Origin of the sequence: Falsihalocynthiibacter arcticus (assembly GCF_000812665.2) — a bacterium.
GTDB classification, from domain to species: domain Bacteria; phylum Pseudomonadota; class Alphaproteobacteria; order Rhodobacterales; family Rhodobacteraceae; genus Falsihalocynthiibacter; species Falsihalocynthiibacter arcticus.
The window spans coordinates 178,827-195,592 of the sequence record NZ_CP014327.1 but is presented as its reverse complement, the minus strand read 5'-3'; the positions used below and the strand labels follow the sequence as shown (position 1 = coordinate 195,592).

Here is a 16,766-nt window from a genome sequence, read left to right as displayed (position 1 = left end):
TGAATTTACGATTTAAGCGCGTTCCAAAATGACGGATCCCACGGAATATCCCGCGCCAAACGAGCAGATTATGCCCTTGTCACCGACCGCCAAGTCGTCTGAGTTTTGGCTAAAAGCAATGATCGACCCCGCCGAAGACGTGTTTGCATAGTCTTGCAAAATATTTGGCTGCTCACTTGCTTCGGGGGTACGCCCCAGCACTTTTTTGCCAATGAAATCGTTCATGGCTTTATTGGCCTGATGCAGCCACATACGCTTTAGGTCGCTAACGTCGATATTTTTGTCCGCTAGGTGGGTCGACATATGTTCGGAGACCATCGGCAGAACTTCCTTAAACACTTTCCGCCCGTTTTGCATGAACTGCATGTCGCGCCGATCCGCAACGCCATCCGGGCGGGAACGGCGCAAAAAGCCATTATTATTCCGAATATTATTGGAGAATTGAGTGGCGCAGTGCGTCGAGAGGATTTTGAAATGTGGCCCCGTTGCCAATTCTTCGCGCTCTAATAATGTTGCCGTTGCAACGTCGCCAAAAATGAAATGACAATCGCGATCACGCCATTCAAGGTGGCCGGAGCAGATTTCGGGATTTACAACAAGGATCGCGCGGGCCGAGCCGGAGCGGATCATATCTGCCGCTGCTTGAATGCCGAAGGTCGCGCTGGAGCAGGCGACATTCATATCAAAACCAAAGCCCTGAATTCCAAGAAGGTCTTGAATTTCAACGGCAATTGCGGGATAGGCGCGTTCCATATTTGACGCGGCACAAATAACGGCATCTACGTCCGCCGCCGTTTTTCCCGCTTGAGCGAGTGCTTTTTTACAAGCATCAACCGCCATTTCCGCCATGATTGCGGGCTCCTCGTCGGAGCGCTGACGAAGCGTGGGGTGCAGAATTTTGGGGTCCAAAACGCCCGTTTTATCCATGACAAAACGGTTTTCAATCCCCGAGGCCCTGACGATGAACTCGCTGCTTGAATGCGATTTAGCTTTGAGGGTTCCCGCTGCGATTTGCGCGGCGTTTTCAGCATTGAATAGGTCGACGTAAGCGTTAAACGCTACGACCAACTCATCGTTTGTTATGACGTTTTCAGGGGTGAAAACACCCGTTCCTGTAATCGCAACATTATACATAACGGCCCCTTATTTACAAAGAGAGTAGGCTGGATTTTGCGCCAGTGGTCAAGGGGCCGCGAGGGCCGCCACACATCCGAGCCAATGCGGGCTCAGATGTTCAATGGCGAAATTGGCTTATCGCTCTTGCAAGGAACGCACTTCAAGTTCCCCGTCGCGGCGGCTTTGCATCGCAAATGTCACAGCATGGGCGGCTGCGGCTGTGGTGAAATACGGGATTTTGTCATAGAGCGCCACTGACCGAATTTCACGAGAGTCTTCAACCGCTTGCGTGCCTTCGGTGGTGTTCATGACCAGAGCAATTTCGCCGTCCTTCATGCTGTCCACAATGTTGGGACGGCCTTCGTAGACTTTGTTCGTCAGCTCAAACGGGACGTTGTTTTCCGCCAACCAAGCGCCCGTGCCACGGGTTGCGACAATTTCAAAACCCATTTCGACGAGGGCCACACAGGCCTCAAGCATCATGTTGGTTTTGTCCATGTCTTTGATCGAAAGGAACACGCGACCTTCGGTTGGCAATTCAACGCCTGCGCCCATTTGCGCCTTAAGGAACGCGCGGTGGAAACTAGCGTCCGAGCCCATAACTTCGCCAGTTGAGCGCATTTCTGGTCCAAGGATCGTATCAACCCCCGGGAACCGCGCGAAAGGTAGAACGGCTTCTTTTACGGCGAAGGTTTTGATGTTTGGATCAACTAGGTCAAACGCTGACAGCTTCTCGCCTGCCATAACACGCGCGGCGATTGCGGCGATTGGGCTGTTCACGGCCTTGGCCACGAAGGGCACCGTGCGCGAGGCACGGGGATTTACTTCGATCAAGTAGATGTCCCCGTCTTTTTCGGCGAACTGAATGTTCATCAAGCCAACGACGTTCAGCGCAAGCGCCAATTGGCGTGTTTGCACCGCGAGGGTCGCCATTGTCTCTTTGGAGAGCGAGTAGGGGGGAGCGAACACGCACTGTCGCCAGAGTGTACTCCAGCTTCTTCGATGTGCTGCATGATACCCGCGATATGAACATCGGTTCCGTCGCAAATCGCATCGACATCAATTTCAATCGCGCCCGAAAGATAGCTGTCTAGCAGGACGGGGCTGTCACCGGACACAACCACCGCTTCCGAGATATACCGCTCGAGTTGCGCCATATCCCGCACGATCTCCATGGCCCGACCACCCAAAACATAGGAGGGGCGAATGACCAATGGAAAGCCGATTTTAGCCGCGATCATAATCGCCTCTGCATCCGTCGAGGCAATGCCATTGTTGGGTTGAAGTAAGCCAAGACGAGTCACAAGCGCTTGGAAACGCTCGCGATCTTCGGCGAGGTCGATTGCGTCGGGGGATGTCCCCAGAATAGGGATCCCTTCGGCTTCAAGGGCGTTGGCAAGTTTGAGCGGAGTCTGGCCACCAAATTGTACGATCACGCCATGCAGGGTGCCGTTCTCCCGCTCAACCCGCAGGATTTCCATCACGTGTTCAAACGTCAAAGGCTCAAAGTACAGGCGATCCGATGTGTCGTAATCTGTTGAAACTGTTTCTGGGTTACAGTTAATCATGATCGTCTCATAGCCCTGTTCGGTAAGGGCATAGCAGGCATGGCAACAGCAATAATCGAACTCGATCCCTTGGCCAATCCGGTTGGGACCACCGCCGAGAATGACGACTTTTTTCTTGTCGCTTGGACGCGCTTCGCACTCGACGTCGCCCATCGCAGGCGCTTCGTAAGTGGAGTACATATAGGGGGTTTGTGCTTCAAATTCGGCGGCACAGGTGTCGATGCGCTTGAAAACAGCCGTAACACCCAAATTGATCCGCGCGCGGCGGACATTGGCTTCGTCGCGGCCCGTAAGCGTCGCGAGGCGTGCATCCGTGAAGCCCATCATTTTCAGGCGGCGCAAGCCCTTCTCGGTGACGGGCAAACCGCCAGCGCGCACTTCGGCTTCGACGTCCACGATTTCGCGAATCCGTGCGAGGAACCACGGATCAAACATTGTGATTTCGTGGATTTCTTCATCCGACAGGCCGTGGCGCATGGCTTGCGCGATCGTGCGCATACGGTCTGGTGTTTGTTTGCCGATAGCTTTGATGACAGCGGATTTTTCGGGGGCGCCCTCGATGATGATTTCGTCAAAACCGGTGAGGTCATTTTCCATGCTCGCGAGCGCTTTTTGCAAGCTTTCGTGGATGGTGCGACCCACGGCCATAACCTCGCCGACGGATTTCATCGCAGTGGTCAGGTAAGGTTCAGCACCGGGGAATTTTTCAAAGGCGAAGCGTGGGATTTTTGTGACAACATAGTCGATCGTTGGCTCAAAACTCGCAGGGGTCACGCCGGTGATGTCGTTGTCGAGTTCATCCAATGTGAAGCCCACGGCAAGTTTGGCCGCGATCTTCGCGATCGGGAAACCTGTTGCTTTGGAGGCAAGGGCGGAGGAGCGCGACACGCGCGGGTTCATCTCGATGACGACCATACGACCGTCGGCAGGGTTTACAGCCCACTGAACGTTCGAGCCGCCCGTTTCCACGCCGATTTCGCGCAGAACGTTGATCGAATGCGTCCGCATGATTTGGTATTCTTTGTCCGTCAACGTGAGTGCAGGGGCCACGGTGATGGAATCACCTGTGTGCACGCCCATTGGGTCGACGTTTTCGATGGCGCAAACGATGATGGCGTTGTCGGCGGTGTCGCGCACAACTTCCATCTCGAATTCTTTCCAACCCAGAAGCGACTCATCCACGAGGATTTGGTTCACGGGCGAGGCGTCCATGCCGGTACGGCAGAAATGCTCAAAATCTTCACGGTTGTACGCAACGCCGCCGCCTGTGCCACCAAGGGTAAACGCGGGGCGGATGATGGCGGGCAGGCCGATGTCTTCGAGACATTCAAGCGCGATGCGCACGCCTTCGTTGAGGTCGGCTTTGCCGTTGGGTAGCTTTGGCGCGGTTACGATCGTTGCACGTGGGTTTTCAATGCCCAAACGATCCATGGCTTCGCGGAACAATTTGCGATCCTCGGCCATTTCGATGGCTTCGCGTTTGGCTCCGATCATTTCGACGTTGAATTTCTTTAGAACGCCCATTTCCTCAAGCGCGAGCGAGGTGTTGAGGCCCGTTTGACCGCCCATTGTAGGCAGGAGCGCATCGGGGCGCTCTTTTTCGATAATTTTGGCAACAATTTCGGGGGTGATGGGCTCAATATATGTGGCATCCGCGAGGGTCGGATCGGTCATGATCGTCGCTGGATTTGAGTTCACAAGGATGACACGATAGCCCTCTTCGCGCAGCGCTTTACACGCCTGTGCACCAGAGTAGTCAAATTCACAGGCTTGCCCAATAACGATAGGCCCCGCTCCAATGATCATGATGGATTTGATATCGGTTCTTTTTGGCATGGTGCGCCCCCAGACAGCAGGTTCAAGCAAATTGTCGTGGGTTATAGACATGGGGCGCGTGGGCGCAAGCCCAGAGTGAGACCTTCAGCGGTTTGAAGTGTCTATTTGTGGTGAATTCAGAATTAAATAGAGGTAAGCCGCAGCCAAGAGTGACATTGAAAGAAAACCAGCAACCTGCATATAGCGAATTGTATCGCCCCAAGATGCATAGATTGGCGTTAGAACCAATAGGAGCGGTGCGAATATCCCTCCCAAAAGGTAAAGGCCAACTTTTGTCGGAAATCGTGACAACAACATTGGGGCAAACGCCGCGGCAGGTAGGAAATGGTGAACCCAAGCGATGGGACTAAGTAACGCTATCACAATAAGCGCAAAGGGCCAGATCGCGACATCATCCCGGTAACGACAGGTAATATAAGCCAAGGATATCAGCGAAAGAAGAATCGCACCTGAATTAAGTGCTTTCCAAATTGCGGGCTTGGCCATGGTTACTGCTGAAATAAGCAGTGTTGCTTCCTTACCGTTTGATGATGAGGTCACTTTATCGGTCAGAGCATCAAATTGGAATATGTTCGCGATCAGTGAATCAACTGATAAATTGATTGTATTTACAAGGACTGAGTTAGATATCAAATTGAGTTGCTCAAGAAAGAGCACGTGCAAGGGCCAGCCTGCAATCAAAATAGAAAGTGCGCCAAAGCCGCCGCCCACTATTATAAAGCTGGCGACTGCCCTATTTTCGCGCCGCACCACCAAAAAGATAAGAAACAATGCCGGATAAACTTTGATCGCAGCTGCAAACGCAAAAAGCGCCCCAGCAGTTACTTGCGATCCATTTCGCAGACGCTCGATTGCAATCAGCAAAATCATACTTACCAAAATTTGCACCTGTCCAAAAATCAGGGGCAGCATGCCAATGGTCGTCCCAAATATTAAAACTCCGCCAATTGCAACAAAACGGGGCGTAGAAAAGGTTGTTTTGCATGTTCTGGCTGCGAAAATGATCATGACAATCATCATCAACGGATTGAGGATATGTAGTGCTGTAAGAGTTGTATTGAGATCGACCCAATGAATGATATTCGAAAAAAGCGCAGCCCAAATCGGCGGATAGATGAACGGGAATACTGTGATTTCTGGATCAATTTCCAACCCGTATTCGAGCCAACTAATGGAAACTGTGCTGGTGAAATGGGTGAGGTCGTGCGGGTATATTTCCGTGAAAACACCAATATCATAGAAATGGCCCGCAAACCAAAGCGCCATAAAGTCCCCGACAGGGGCGTCCGCATACAAATAATACGACGATCCAACGAAAAATGTGACGATGAAAAAATAATACAGACGGTTCATTTTAATTTAAAAGCCATTGCTCGAAGATGCTTGGTAAACGGAAAGTTCAGAGTTTTTCCATCTAATGCTGAGTGTTTGAAGTTGTACACCGAGGGCAATCTATTAATTTTTAGGTGTGGTAAAATTGGTGAGTAAGCAATTCGGCCCAGCATCCCTTGACTTTGTGCCGCCAAACAGGTGTATCGGCAGCGTCAACATATTCCACCAGAGTCTCAAAGGAAAACGCCATGCACGCCTATCGCAGCCACACTTGCGCCGATCTGACCAGCGCCAATGTAGGGGACACCGTTCGTCTCTCTGGCTGGGTACATCGGGTGCGCGATCACGGTGGCCTTTTGTTCATCGACTTGCGCGATCACTATGGCATTACTCAGGTTATTGCCGATCCAGACAGCCCCGTTTTTTCCGCGCTCGAAAAAGTGCGCTCGGAATGGTGTATCCGCATTGATGGCACAGTTATGGCGCGTGACGCGAGCCTTGTGAACAAAGCCATCCCCACGGGCGAAATCGAAGTTTTTGTGCGTGACCTTGAAGTCTTGGGCCAATCCGAAGAACTTCCGCTGATGGTCTTTGGCGATCAGGAATACCCCGAAGAAACCCGCTTGAAATATCGCTACCTCGACCTGCGTCGTGAGAAACTTCAGAAGAACATGAAGTTGCGTTCTGATGTGGTGGCCTCTATGCGTCGTCGCATGTGGGATGGCGGTTTCCGCGAATTTCAAACCCCGATCATCACGGCCTCCAGCCCAGAAGGTGCACGCGACTTCCTTGTGCCCTCGCGCCAACACCCCGGAAAGTTTTACGCGCTGCCACAGGCTCCGCAGCAATTTAAACAGCTGATTATGGTTTCGGGCTTCGACAAGTATTTCCAAATCGCGCCTTGTTTCCGCGACGAAGATCCCCGCGCCGACCGCTCGCCGACTGATTTCTATCAGCTCGACCTTGAGATGTCCTTCGTGAGCCAACAAGACGTATTTGACACAATCCAACCAGTCCTTACGGGCATCTTTGAAGAATTTGGCGGGGACAAGAAGGTTGACCAAACGTGGGAACAAATCTCCTATCGTGACGCGGCCCTCTGGTATGGGTCCGACAAACCGGACCTGCGCAACCCAATCAAAATGCAGGTCGTGTCCGAGCATTTCCGCGGCTCTGGTTTCGCAATCTTTGCGAAAATGCTGGAAACCGAAGGCACCGAAGTACGCGCGATTCCTGCGCCAAAAGGTGGCTCGCGTAAATTCTGTGATCGCATGAACAGCTTCGCCCAAGCCGAAGGTCTTCCGGGTATGGGCTATATATTCTGGCGCGATCAGGGTGAGGGCCTTGAAGCGGCGGGCCCCTTGGCCAAGAACATTGGCCCAGAACGCACCGAAGCCATCCGCCAACAACTCGGCCTCGGCCTTGGCGATGCCGCGTTCTTCCTTGCAGGCAAACCAAAAGCGTTTGAGGCAGTCGCAGGACGTGCGCGCAACGTCATCGGTGAAGAACTCAAACTCACCGATCAAAACCGTTTTGCCTTCGCTTGGATCGTCGATTTCCCAATCTATGAAGCTGACGAAGAAACGGGCAAGATCGATTTCGAACATAACCCGTTCTCGATGCCCCAAGGCGGAATGGAAGCGCTCCAAGGCAATCCGCTTGACGTGCTTGGCTTCCAATATGACCTTGCCTGTAACGGCTACGAACTTGTTTCTGGCGCAATCCGGAACCACCGTCCTGAGATCATGTACAAAGCGTTTGAAATCGCGGGTTATGGTGCAGAAGAAGTTAACAAACGCTTTGGCGGAATGGTTAATGCATTCAAATATGGCGCACCTCCCCACGGTGGTTGCGCCGCAGGGATCGACCGTATCGTGATGTTGCTGGCCGAAGAAGCCAACATCCGTGAGGTCATCATGTTCCCGATGAACCAACGTGCCGAAGATGTGATGATGAGTGCGCCCAGCGAACCCATGAGTGAACAGCTTATGGAGCTCGGTTTGCGCGTTATTCCACAGGACTAAATCAGAAACCCTCCGGCTATTCTATGAATAGGCGGAGGATTCCAAAGAGGATGGTATCACGGTAATTGTTGGTGCTATCCTAAGGCATCGCGCAATCGGGATGCCCTAAAATGGCCTTTGATCCAGAAATAGCTGCCATTCGGTTTGGCACCGGACTTTCCCCTCAGTTTGTACCACCACACTCCCTTGACGCCGTTTTTGCTGAACTTACTGGGCCAGATGTGTTGGCAAAGCAATTTCCCATCGCATCGTTTGAGAGCCAAAGAGCCATGATCCTTGATCTGAAAAGGCTCAGCAAACTCAAAAAGAAAAACAGAGGCACGAAGCTTGAAAAAGAGGCGCAAGCACAATTTTCCAAGCGGCGTAAGTCTATGGCGCGCGCTAACACTCATTGGTTTAATGCGAGTCTCGCGCGCTATATAGCGTCCCCACATGGGTTTCGCGAACGTTTGGTGCGGTTTTGGGCGGATCACTTCACCGTAGTTGGGAACGACCGATACTACCGACATTTAGTGACACCATTTGTTGAGGATGCCATTCGGCCGAATATTAACGGTCGCTTTTCCGATCTCCTGATCGCATCTTCTCTGCACCCCCTCATGTTGCACTATCTTGATCAAAATCAATCTATTGGACCAAACAGTTACGTGTCGCGCAAAAGTAAAAACGTGGGGCTTAACGAGAATTTGGCCCGAGAAATTCTTGAACTTCATACATTGGGCGTCGGTGGGGGTATTCGCAAAAAGATGTGCGGCAATTCGCGGAACTTTTGGCGGGAACGCGCTTTACCTTTGCGGATGGGATGAAATTTGTTCCCCAACGTGCAGAGCCAGGAACCGAAGAAATTCTTGGGAAAACCTACAGCGGGCCTCGCGCAAGTCTTAAATCCATTCATCACGCCCTCGAAGATTTTGCCCGACGGCCCGAAACGGCATCACATCTTGCGCAAAAAATGGCGGTGCATTTCGTGTCGGATACCCCCGATCCTGCACTTGTTGGCGATATCCGAGACGCCTATCTGGCGTCGGATGGCGAATTGCTCGCTTGTTATCAAGCTATGTTGTCCCATCCCGCAGCGTGGGGAAAAAAATTCACCAAGGTAATGCAACCGTTTGATTTTGTTGCGACATCGTTGCGTGCGCTGGATGTCGATGTGAAGGTTATAGCGAGGTTAAACGATAGGCTCACGAATTTGTCTTTTCAAAGTCCGCTCTCACTTATGGGGCAACCTTGGGAACGGCCCAACGGCCCCGACGGGTGGCCCGAAAATGCCGAACAATGGTTTACGCCTCAAGGTTTGGCGGCACGCATTCAATGGGCGATGATGGTACCTCAGGCATTTGCGGGGTCGCTTGCAAACAGCGAGATTACTCCACTTCAAGTAGCGCAAAATGCTCTTGGTGACCGACTCACGCCTACCGTACAATTTGTTGCAAATTCTGCCGAAACCAAATGGGAAGGCATCGGACTCGTCCTTGCCTCGCCTGACTTTCAGCGGAGATAGAAATATGTCAGCTAAGGACTTCACGCGACGCAAATTTCTGGTTCAGTCTTCATTTCTGGGATGCTCTCTTGCTGCCAGTCCTCTGATTACGCCAATTTCCCTCGCTTCGACTGCGAGTGATCATCGGCTGGTTGTCATTATTTTGAGAGGCGGTCTGGACGGTCTGGATGTGGTCGGTCCTTTTGAAAATAAAGAGTATTCTACCCTTCGTCCGTCTCTATTGCCGCAACCCAGCTCGGCGATCCCGTTAGGCGGTATGTTTTTCATGCATCCCGACCTCTTGGCGCTGCACCCTTTATGGGAGGCAGGAGAACTCGGTTTCGCACATGCTGTTTCCACACCTTACCGAGATAAGCGAAGCCATTTTGACGGGCAGGATATTTTGGAAGCAGGGATGGTGAATTCTGATGGCCAAATGTTTCGCGATGGCTGGCTCAACCGCCTGCTTCAACACATGCCAAAATCACACGCTCAAACGGCTTTTACTGTTGGACGCTATGAAATGCTTTTGGCCAAAGGGGAGGCCGAAATTTCGAATTGGGCACCTGATACTCGATTGGATTTGACCGAGCAGGCGAAACGATTGTTGGAAATCTCTTATCAAAACGACCCGTTGTTTCGCAATAATTTGGCCGAAGCGATCGCGTTGACTTCGCCTATGGCGGCGATATCCGAAAGCCTAGACCCTTTGGAAGCCATGCAGATGGTGGCGAAGGAAGCGCGCGACCTAAGTGGATATGAGAACATTGCCGCGTTTGCGGCCGCACGTTTGCTAGAGGAAACGCGGATCGCGTCCTTTTCGATCAATGGGTGGGATACGCACCGCAATCAAAGAAGCGCTCTGAAGCGCGCGCTTAGAAATCTGTCGGATGTTATTTTGCGGTTAAAGAATGATTTAGGACCCATTTGGGAAAAGACGACGATTGTCGCAATGACAGAATTTGGGAGAACTGCCCGCGAAAACGGGACCAAGGGAACGGACCACGGCACCGGAGGTTTGTCCATTCTGGTGGGTGGTGCCCTGAAAGGTAAGCAAGTGTACGGGGATTGGCCGGGTTTGCGGGAACAAGATTTATACCAAGGGCGTGATTTGAATCCGACGCAAGATGTGCGTGCTTATGCGGCGATGGCTATTCGGGGAATGTTTGGAACAAACGTCGAAACGCTTGAAAAACACGTTTTCCCTGGGCTAGACCTTAGCGGTGCAACCCAGATAATTCGGTAATCCTTACAAACTGGCGAGTGTTTCACCGTTCAAATGGGCACCTGCATTTTGGGTCTCGCCATCCCCCATGATTGTCATGGCTATCGCAAATACAAGACTGACCATCCCACCTGCAAACACGCTCCAATCAAAGGCTTTGACAACCTTTGGATTGCTAAAAGCATTCTGGGTATACTCAATCATGATGTTTTCCTAAATTTCCCGACTTACCTCAAAATCGCGTTGGAATGCGGCAGCAGTGGGGCAAAATCGGGTAATTACTGCGATAGATTGCGATGAAAATGAGGTGTTTTGGGTAGAAGAGACGCGCTGGACAGTCGTTGGATTATTGTCAATTGTGGTGAAAACGAAAGAAGAGCCGATAGCGATGACGGAAAATAAGAGGTTTGGTGACGATGTCGGCGGCTGGACGGTTCCTCCACGTCCCGAAGCGTTTGAAATGAAGGGTGATTTTGTTGCGTTAGAGCGGCTTGATGCCGATCTCCATGCCGCGGACCTTCATGGGGCGAACTCGGTGGACGACGCTCTTTGGGACTATTTACCGTATGGGCCATTTCCTTCCGCCGCTGATTATCTGCGTTGGGCCCGAAGCGTTGAAGAAAAAGATGACCCATACTTTTATGCAGTGCGAGACCTCAAGAATGGTCACGTTTGTGGTGTTTTGAGCTTTCTGCGGATTTCGCCAGAGGCTGGCGGAATCGAGATTGGGCATATTAATTTTGCGCCTGAACTCCAAAAAACACGTGCGGCCACTGAAGCTTTTTACTTGGCCATGGAGTGGGCCTTTGAGGCGGGGTACCGTCGTTTCGAATGGAAATGCGATGCCAACAACATACCTTCGCGCCGTGCGGCACAGCGATTAGGCCTGAGCTATGAAGGCGTTTTTCGGCAAGCCGCGATCGTAAAAGGCAAAAATCGTGACACCGTCTGGTTTGCGGCAATCGATAAGGAATGGCCGGCTCTAAAAGAGGCGTACAAAACGTGGCTAGCTCCGCAGAACTTCAGCGAATCCGGTGCTCAAATTATAAGCCTTAAAGATCTTACAGGCATTGTGCGCGCGTCTTCCGACCCCGTTTTGAAATGAGGACTTAAATGGAGGTGCGTTCCTCTAGGCGTGCGCGTAGCATTGACGATATCCGCTCGACGTCTGTGCGCGTTGAGCGGCCTTGTGCGCGATCATGTGCCAAAGCATTTGCTGCTTCGATCAATTGACCGTCCTGCGCCGTTTGGGCGATTCCGGAAATGAAATGCGCAAGATAATCCAGCGTTTCACCATCGGTATTTTGGGCGAGGACCTCTTCTACGTGAGCGAAATCGTCGCGAAGAGCGAGTTTGTCTATGACAATCTGTTCGTTATTAAGGAGGCGCGGCCCAGGGGGGTGATCTTCGGTGGGTAAATGCGCTAGGATTGCATTCTGGAATTGCGCCAAATTGTTCACAGGCTTGGACAAAAAACCAACCGCTCCAGCGGCAATTGCTTCCTCTTCCAAGCCTGAATCTCCTGAGGTCGCCAGAAGAACTGAAATTGGGGAAGCAGTCTGACTTAATTCAGCCAATAATTCTGCACCGGAGCCGTCAGGCAACCCCATATCAACGATAACAACTGTTGGATTGAAGACTTGAAGGTGCTTTCGCGCAGACCGCAGACAATCGGCGCGTCGAATTCGGGCGCCAGAACGCAAACACAACATGCGCATGGCTTCACTGGCGTACCGGCTATCTTCGACCACCAATACGGTAACTCCAAGTAAGGGGCGCGTCGGTGTTGGCGGTGGGCTGTTCATGAATTTACTAAGATCGTCCATTTCCTTTTCCATTCTAAGTTTGTCTGCGTGGTTTATGCAGAAAGAGCTGGGTGCAGAATCGTATTAAACAAGATTAAGGGATAACGACTCGTTAAAACGGCCGACCCTTTCGTCGCTTTTCTGTCGCACTTGCCCCTATCCCATTGCACGCGGAAGCGCCCTATAGGATAGTGAGACACCTTGAATATGGGAGAAACACATGATTGGTCGCTTAAACCACGTTGCGATTGCCGTGCCGGATTTGGACGCCGCTGTTGCGCAATATCGCGACACACTTGGGGCGAGTGTTGGTGCGCCTCAGGACGAACCAGATCATGGGGTGACGGTTGTATTTATCGAACTACCCAACACAAAAATAGAACTGTTATTTCCCTTGGGCGAAGATAGCCCGATTAACGGTTTTCTGGCAAAGAATCCGTCCGGTGGGATTCACCATATCTGTTACGAAGTTGATGATATCCTGACTGCGCGCGACCATCTTTTGACAAAAGGCGCACGTATTTTGGGAACGGGGGAGCCGAAGATCGGTGCGCATGGCAAGCCTGTGTTATTCCTGCATCCCAAGGATTTCAACGGCACCCTCATTGAATTGGAGCAAATATAATGGCCATTACTTCCGCAATCGTTCTTTATTCTGTCCTCTGGTTTATGACGCTTTTTGTTGTATTGCCCATTCGGCTTAAATCACAACAAGACATGGGCGAAGTTGTACCGGGCACGCCGTCGTCTGCGCCCGTGGATCCCCAGCTTAAAAAGCGGGCCATCATTGTGACCCTGATTACCACTGTACTTTGGGCGATCATTTTCACGATTATCGTGACAGATACAATTACCGTGCGTGATATTGATTGGATGAATCGCCTTCCCCCAGAGGTTCCTGCGTCTTAGGGCCTAAGGCGCTGAAACATGTGGGTGAATGTTGCCGCGGCAAGGACGGGTACAAAAAGGTTGACGAACGGGATGAGCAGGGGGAGCGCCATGAGCGCGCCTGCGATCCAGATTTCGCCTCGGTTTTTTGACATTAATGCACGGCCTTGAACACGGCCTAATCGGCGCATCGCTGCCATTTGGAAATACTCGCGGCCAAGTAAAAAACCGTTCAGTCCTAGGAACATTATGGGGGCGAGGGGGCCAAAAAACGGGAAGACGACAAGACCGACTATGTTTAGTCCCACAATGAGACCAAGAAAATTGACCGTATCCACGACCGTATCACCGAACGGCATTTTGGGGGCGGGGGGGAGCTGCGGGTAGTGTTTGTCCTCCACGGCCTCGGCAACTTCATCCAGAAAAAAACCTGTGAAAGCGCTGGCGACGGGGATCATCAAAAACATCGAAAGCAGGATCATCAAGAGGATCGAGGCCCAGCTGAAAATACTTTTCAGGACCGTGATATTCCCAACCCACGGCAAGGTCACAGACTCAGGAATGAACCAATTGATACCCGTCACGAACACGACGTAAATACCAAACAGCAGCAGGAAGGAAAGGCCGACACCCTTCCAGAGGACGAGGCGAAAGCGGCGATCCGAAAGCTGTGCGAGGGACTTGAAAAAATCGCCAAATATCATTCTGTTACCCAAGTTGTGATAGCCGCAAGATCAGGGCGTGGACGCTCCGGAGGCGTAGAAGTTTCGGTGCCTAGATGGATGAAACCTGCAACGGTCTCTCCCTCTCCAAGCCCGAGCCCCTCTGTGAGGATTTCTGGATCATAGGCCATCCAGCCCGTGAGCCAATTTGCACCCCAACCAGAGGCAAGGGCCGCGTTCACAAGAGCTAAACATACGGCACCCGCCGAATAGACCTGCTCCAAATACGGCACTTTTTCAGACGATTTTGGAGAAGACACGACCGCAACGACAAGTCCCGCGTTGGAGAATTGAGTTTTTGATTTCGCTCGTTTTTCATCATCAAGTCCAAGGGCCGCCCCACGTTGATCGGTTAGGTCGGCAAGGCGAGGAAGCGCCGCGTCCGCGAGGACGATGAATCTCCAAGGCTCGAGCTTCCCATGGTCCGGCGTGCGCGCAGCAGCCGTTAGAATTGGGTGCAAATCTTGTGCGGAAGGAATGGGGAACGTAAGAGTTTTCGCAGGTCGTGAGCGCCGAGATAACAGGAATTCCATTGCGGCAGGATTTGGTTTGGGCATAAGTCCTCGTCGGTGTTTTCTAGCATGTCGGAGTTTAATCCTCAGCTTTCAAGGCGTAACATACGCAGATGTGCCGCAAACACATGGTGCTGGCAAGGCTGCGCGCCAAAGTTTCGCATCAAACAGGGGGCAGAGAGTGGAGGGCGTTCATTGGATTTAAAGCATCTTGCCATCAGGGGAGCCGAAATTGCAATCGTTGCAACACCTAAAGCCAGCCGTAATCGAATTGTCGAAACGCAGACGGGGTTGCGGGTCTATGTCACGGTGGTCGCCGAGGGCGGGAAGGCGAATGCTGCGATTGTAAAGCTTCTGTCCAAGGCGATGGGCGTTCCCAAAACACGTCTTGTTTTGCTGCGCGGGGAAACGTCAAGAAATAAGGTTTTCCGTGTGATGGAATGATCTATTCGGGGTCTTCTGCCACTCGATAGCTGCCTTCAGGAAGGTTGAGAGCCGATTGCAATTCCTGAAGTTGGGTCATTGAAATGGTGATACGTTGAAGGCGATCTGTTTGCGGATCGACCTGCTCAACCGTGATACAGTCCTGGAACGCATTTATGGTGATGTCGCCCTGAAGAAAGGGGGTGCCCTCGTCGATCAGGGTAATAATAGTGGCTTCAAAATCATGCTCTATTGTAAACATACATTCAGTTTAGCTTTTGACCGAATAATTGCAACAGCAACGCAGTGTGGGCTAGAAAAAGACCGTCAACATGTTAAAAAGACGGGATGTTGAAGGTGTTTTCAGTGAAAGTTTTACGAGGTTTAGCGCTTCTTGCGGGTGTTGCGGGATGTGTTTCAACGACTGCTTCGAAAAATGTTCAACCAATTGAAAGGGTTGAACACTTTGGTACTATCCACACCAATGGCAAGGGAATGAGTGAGCAAGACTTTTTGCGTGTCGCGGGGCGTATTGAAATTGTTGCAGAGTCCTTTTGCCATGAGGCCCGAACGCGTGGAAATTGCGATTTCCTGATCGTCATGGACGACCGCGCACACCAACCATCGAATGCCTATCAGTTTCTGAGTGAGAATGGCCGGCCGGTTTTGGCCGTGACCATTTCGCTTTTGGATGAAGTGCAAAATGATGATGAACTTGCTTTTGTTATAGGACATGAAGCGGCCCACCACGTGGCGGGTCATCTTGAGCAACAGATGGCTATGGCCAATCAGGGCGCTATGCTGGGAAGTTTTACAGCTACAATTTTGGGGGCCGATCCGGAGGCAATCGAAACCGCACGCGACATCGGGGCCTTCGTTGGGTCGCGCCAATTTTCCAAACAGCATGAACTTGAGGCGGATCAATTGGGGGCTTTGATCGCGTTGGAGGCTGGATTTGATCCTGAAATCGGGGTCGCCTATTTTACCCGCATTCCTGATCCAGGCGAAGAGTTCCTTGGATCACATCCCTCCAATGCGGACCGGATCGAAACCGTGCGCTCCGCGGTTTATGGTGCTTAATGTTGCAAATTGAAGGTTTTTTGACGGATAGAGGCAGTAAATATGCGGTTTCAGGTGGGGAAATCACAAGTCGCGACGATGCGCTCGCCTTTTTGAAAACTCTCAAGAAGCAAAAGAAATACGCCAAAGCGACCCATAACACATGGGCGGTTTTGCTTGAGGATGGCCCCGTAAAGGCCGACGACGGAGAGAGTGGCGCAGGCACTGTTATTCTGCGGATGTTGGAGCGTGAAGATCTTCAAAACCATATTGTCGTCGTGACGCGGTGGTATGGTGGCACGAAATTAGGGGGCGATCGTTTTCGACGCGTTCAGGATTGCGTCCGTCACTATCTTGAAAATCGGAGTGCAAAATGATTGTTGAGCAATGGAAACGATTTTCGGACCGTGCGAAGTGGTCTTGGGAAGGTTGGCGTATGATTTGGCGTGAAGAAGCCAGTCTGCAACAATGGGTCTGGGCCAATGCCGCCTCCTTTACCCTCGCGATGGTATTGGATTTATCCACTGCTGAACGGGCCCTAATAGTTGCGCTGGGCATTCTCGTGTTGGCGGCGGAATGCTACAACACCGCAATTGAGCGCTGTATCGACTATCTATCACCCGCGTATCATCCGCTGGCAAAGGCGGCAAAAGACGCCGGAAGTGCGGGCGTTACTATTACCGCCATTGCTGCGGGGGGCGCGTGGGTCATCATCCTGATCGGGTAGGGCATTGCGGTCTTGCTCCCCCTGCGCTCGCGGGTTAAATGCTAAA

Annotated in this window: 16 protein-coding genes and 2 pseudogenes; 10 read left to right on the top strand and 8 right to left on the bottom strand. The window is 51.8% G+C overall.

Annotated features, from left to right (window positions below; translation table 11 throughout):
* Positions 1-12: 12 nt before the first annotated feature.
* The 3 genes and pseudogenes from RC74_RS01035 to RC74_RS01025 all read right to left on the bottom strand — a co-directional run bounded on the left by RC74_RS01035 (position 13) and on the right by RC74_RS01025 (position 5,672).
* Positions 13-1,134 carry a beta-ketoacyl-ACP synthase III gene (locus RC74_RS01035; protein WP_039004373.1) on the bottom strand — a complete coding sequence of 374 codons (1,122 nt, stop codon included), beginning with the start codon at positions 1,132-1,134 and terminating at the stop codon, positions 13-15.
* Between the two features lie 117 nt (positions 1,135-1,251).
* Positions 1,252-4,520, bottom strand: a pseudogene (gene carB / locus RC74_RS01030) (carbamoyl-phosphate synthase large subunit).
* An 84-nt stretch (positions 4,521-4,604) separates the two neighbouring features.
* On the bottom strand, positions 4,605-5,672 hold the full coding sequence (locus RC74_RS01025; protein WP_169798704.1) for a glycosyltransferase family 87 protein: 1,068 nt from the start codon (positions 5,670-5,672) through the stop codon (positions 4,605-4,607).
* A 428-nt stretch (positions 5,673-6,100) separates the two neighbouring features.
* Here RC74_RS01025 and aspS point away from each other — a divergent pair, with 428 nt between their 5' ends.
* The 3 genes and pseudogenes from aspS to RC74_RS01005 all read left to right on the top strand — a co-directional run bounded on the left by aspS (position 6,101) and on the right by RC74_RS01005 (position 10,605).
* A complete protein-coding gene (aspS, locus tag RC74_RS01020; RefSeq protein WP_039004369.1) occupies positions 6,101-7,876 on the top strand; it encodes an aspartate--tRNA ligase in 1,776 nt (591 codons plus the stop codon).
* 110 nt (positions 7,877-7,986) lie between these two features.
* A pseudogene (locus RC74_RS23630) lies at positions 7,987-9,380 on the top strand (DUF1800 domain-containing protein).
* 4 nt (positions 9,381-9,384) lie between these two features.
* Positions 9,385-10,605 carry a DUF1501 domain-containing protein gene (locus RC74_RS01005; RefSeq protein WP_039004367.1) on the top strand — a complete coding sequence of 407 codons (1,221 nt, stop codon included), beginning with the start codon at positions 9,385-9,387 and terminating at the stop codon, positions 10,603-10,605.
* Positions 10,606-10,608: 3 nt separating this feature from the next.
* Here RC74_RS01005 and RC74_RS01000 read toward each other — a convergent pair whose 3' ends face one another.
* Complete coding sequence (locus RC74_RS01000) at positions 10,609-10,788, bottom strand: hypothetical protein (protein ID WP_039004366.1); 180 nt, start codon at positions 10,786-10,788, stop codon at positions 10,609-10,611.
* A gap of 184 nt (positions 10,789-10,972) precedes the next feature.
* Here RC74_RS01000 and RC74_RS00995 point away from each other — a divergent pair, with 184 nt between their 5' ends.
* On the top strand, positions 10,973-11,689 hold the full coding sequence (locus tag RC74_RS00995; protein ID WP_039004530.1) for a GNAT family N-acetyltransferase: 717 nt from the start codon (positions 10,973-10,975) through the stop codon (positions 11,687-11,689).
* A 4-nt stretch (positions 11,690-11,693) separates the two neighbouring features.
* On the opposite strand, the gene RC74_RS00990 is transcribed toward RC74_RS00995, so the two are convergent.
* Positions 11,694-12,410 carry a response regulator gene (locus RC74_RS00990; RefSeq protein WP_039004365.1) on the bottom strand — a complete coding sequence of 239 codons (717 nt, stop codon included), beginning with the start codon at positions 12,408-12,410 and terminating at the stop codon, positions 11,694-11,696.
* A gap of 199 nt (positions 12,411-12,609) precedes the next feature.
* Between RC74_RS00990 and mce the strand changes: the two genes are divergently transcribed.
* Positions 12,610-13,014, top strand: a complete 405-nt coding sequence (gene mce / locus RC74_RS00985; RefSeq protein WP_039004364.1) for a methylmalonyl-CoA epimerase — start codon at positions 12,610-12,612, stop codon at positions 13,012-13,014.
* On the top strand, positions 13,014-13,298 hold the full coding sequence (locus tag RC74_RS00980; RefSeq protein WP_039004363.1) for a DUF1467 family protein: 285 nt from the start codon (positions 13,014-13,016) through the stop codon (positions 13,296-13,298). Before mce ends, RC74_RS00980 begins: the two co-directional genes overlap by 1 nt.
* On the opposite strand, the gene RC74_RS00975 is transcribed toward RC74_RS00980, so the two are convergent.
* Both RC74_RS00975 and RC74_RS00970 read right to left on the bottom strand, forming a co-directional pair.
* On the bottom strand, positions 13,295-13,981 hold the full coding sequence (locus tag RC74_RS00975; RefSeq protein ID WP_039004362.1) for an EI24 domain-containing protein: 687 nt from the start codon (positions 13,979-13,981) through the stop codon (positions 13,295-13,297). The genes RC74_RS00980 and RC74_RS00975 overlap by 4 nt on opposite strands.
* On the bottom strand, positions 13,978-14,556 hold the full coding sequence (locus RC74_RS00970) for a nitroreductase family protein (RefSeq protein ID WP_039004361.1): 579 nt from the start codon (positions 14,554-14,556) through the stop codon (positions 13,978-13,980). Before RC74_RS00970 ends, RC74_RS00975 begins: the two co-directional genes overlap by 4 nt.
* A gap of 150 nt (positions 14,557-14,706) precedes the next feature.
* On the opposite strand from RC74_RS00970, the gene RC74_RS00965 reads away from it, so the two are divergent.
* Positions 14,707-14,955: a DUF167 domain-containing protein gene (locus tag RC74_RS00965; RefSeq protein ID WP_039004360.1), complete on the top strand. Its 249-nt coding sequence runs from the start codon at positions 14,707-14,709 to the stop codon at positions 14,953-14,955.
* Between the two features lies 1 nt (position 14,956).
* On the opposite strand, the gene RC74_RS00960 is transcribed toward RC74_RS00965, so the two are convergent.
* Entirely contained in the window at positions 14,957-15,196 is a 240-nt protein-coding gene (locus RC74_RS00960; RefSeq protein WP_039004359.1) for a hypothetical protein, read from the bottom strand.
* Positions 15,197-15,300: 104 nt separating this feature from the next.
* Here RC74_RS00960 and RC74_RS00955 point away from each other — a divergent pair, with 104 nt between their 5' ends.
* Genes RC74_RS00955 through RC74_RS00945 form a run of 3 tightly spaced genes read left to right on the top strand, consistent with a single transcriptional unit; the run spans position 15,301 to position 16,720 of the window.
* Positions 15,301-16,014 carry a M48 family metalloprotease gene (locus tag RC74_RS00955; protein ID WP_236940007.1) on the top strand — a complete coding sequence of 238 codons (714 nt, stop codon included), beginning with the start codon at positions 15,301-15,303 and terminating at the stop codon, positions 16,012-16,014.
* Entirely contained in the window at positions 16,014-16,370 is a 357-nt protein-coding gene (locus RC74_RS00950) for a YigZ family protein (RefSeq protein WP_039004356.1), read from the top strand. Before RC74_RS00955 ends, RC74_RS00950 begins: the two co-directional genes overlap by 1 nt.
* Positions 16,367-16,720, top strand: a complete 354-nt coding sequence (locus RC74_RS00945) for a diacylglycerol kinase (RefSeq protein WP_039000215.1) — start codon at positions 16,367-16,369, stop codon at positions 16,718-16,720. Before RC74_RS00950 ends, RC74_RS00945 begins: the two co-directional genes overlap by 4 nt.
* Positions 16,721-16,766: the final 46 nt, after the last annotated feature.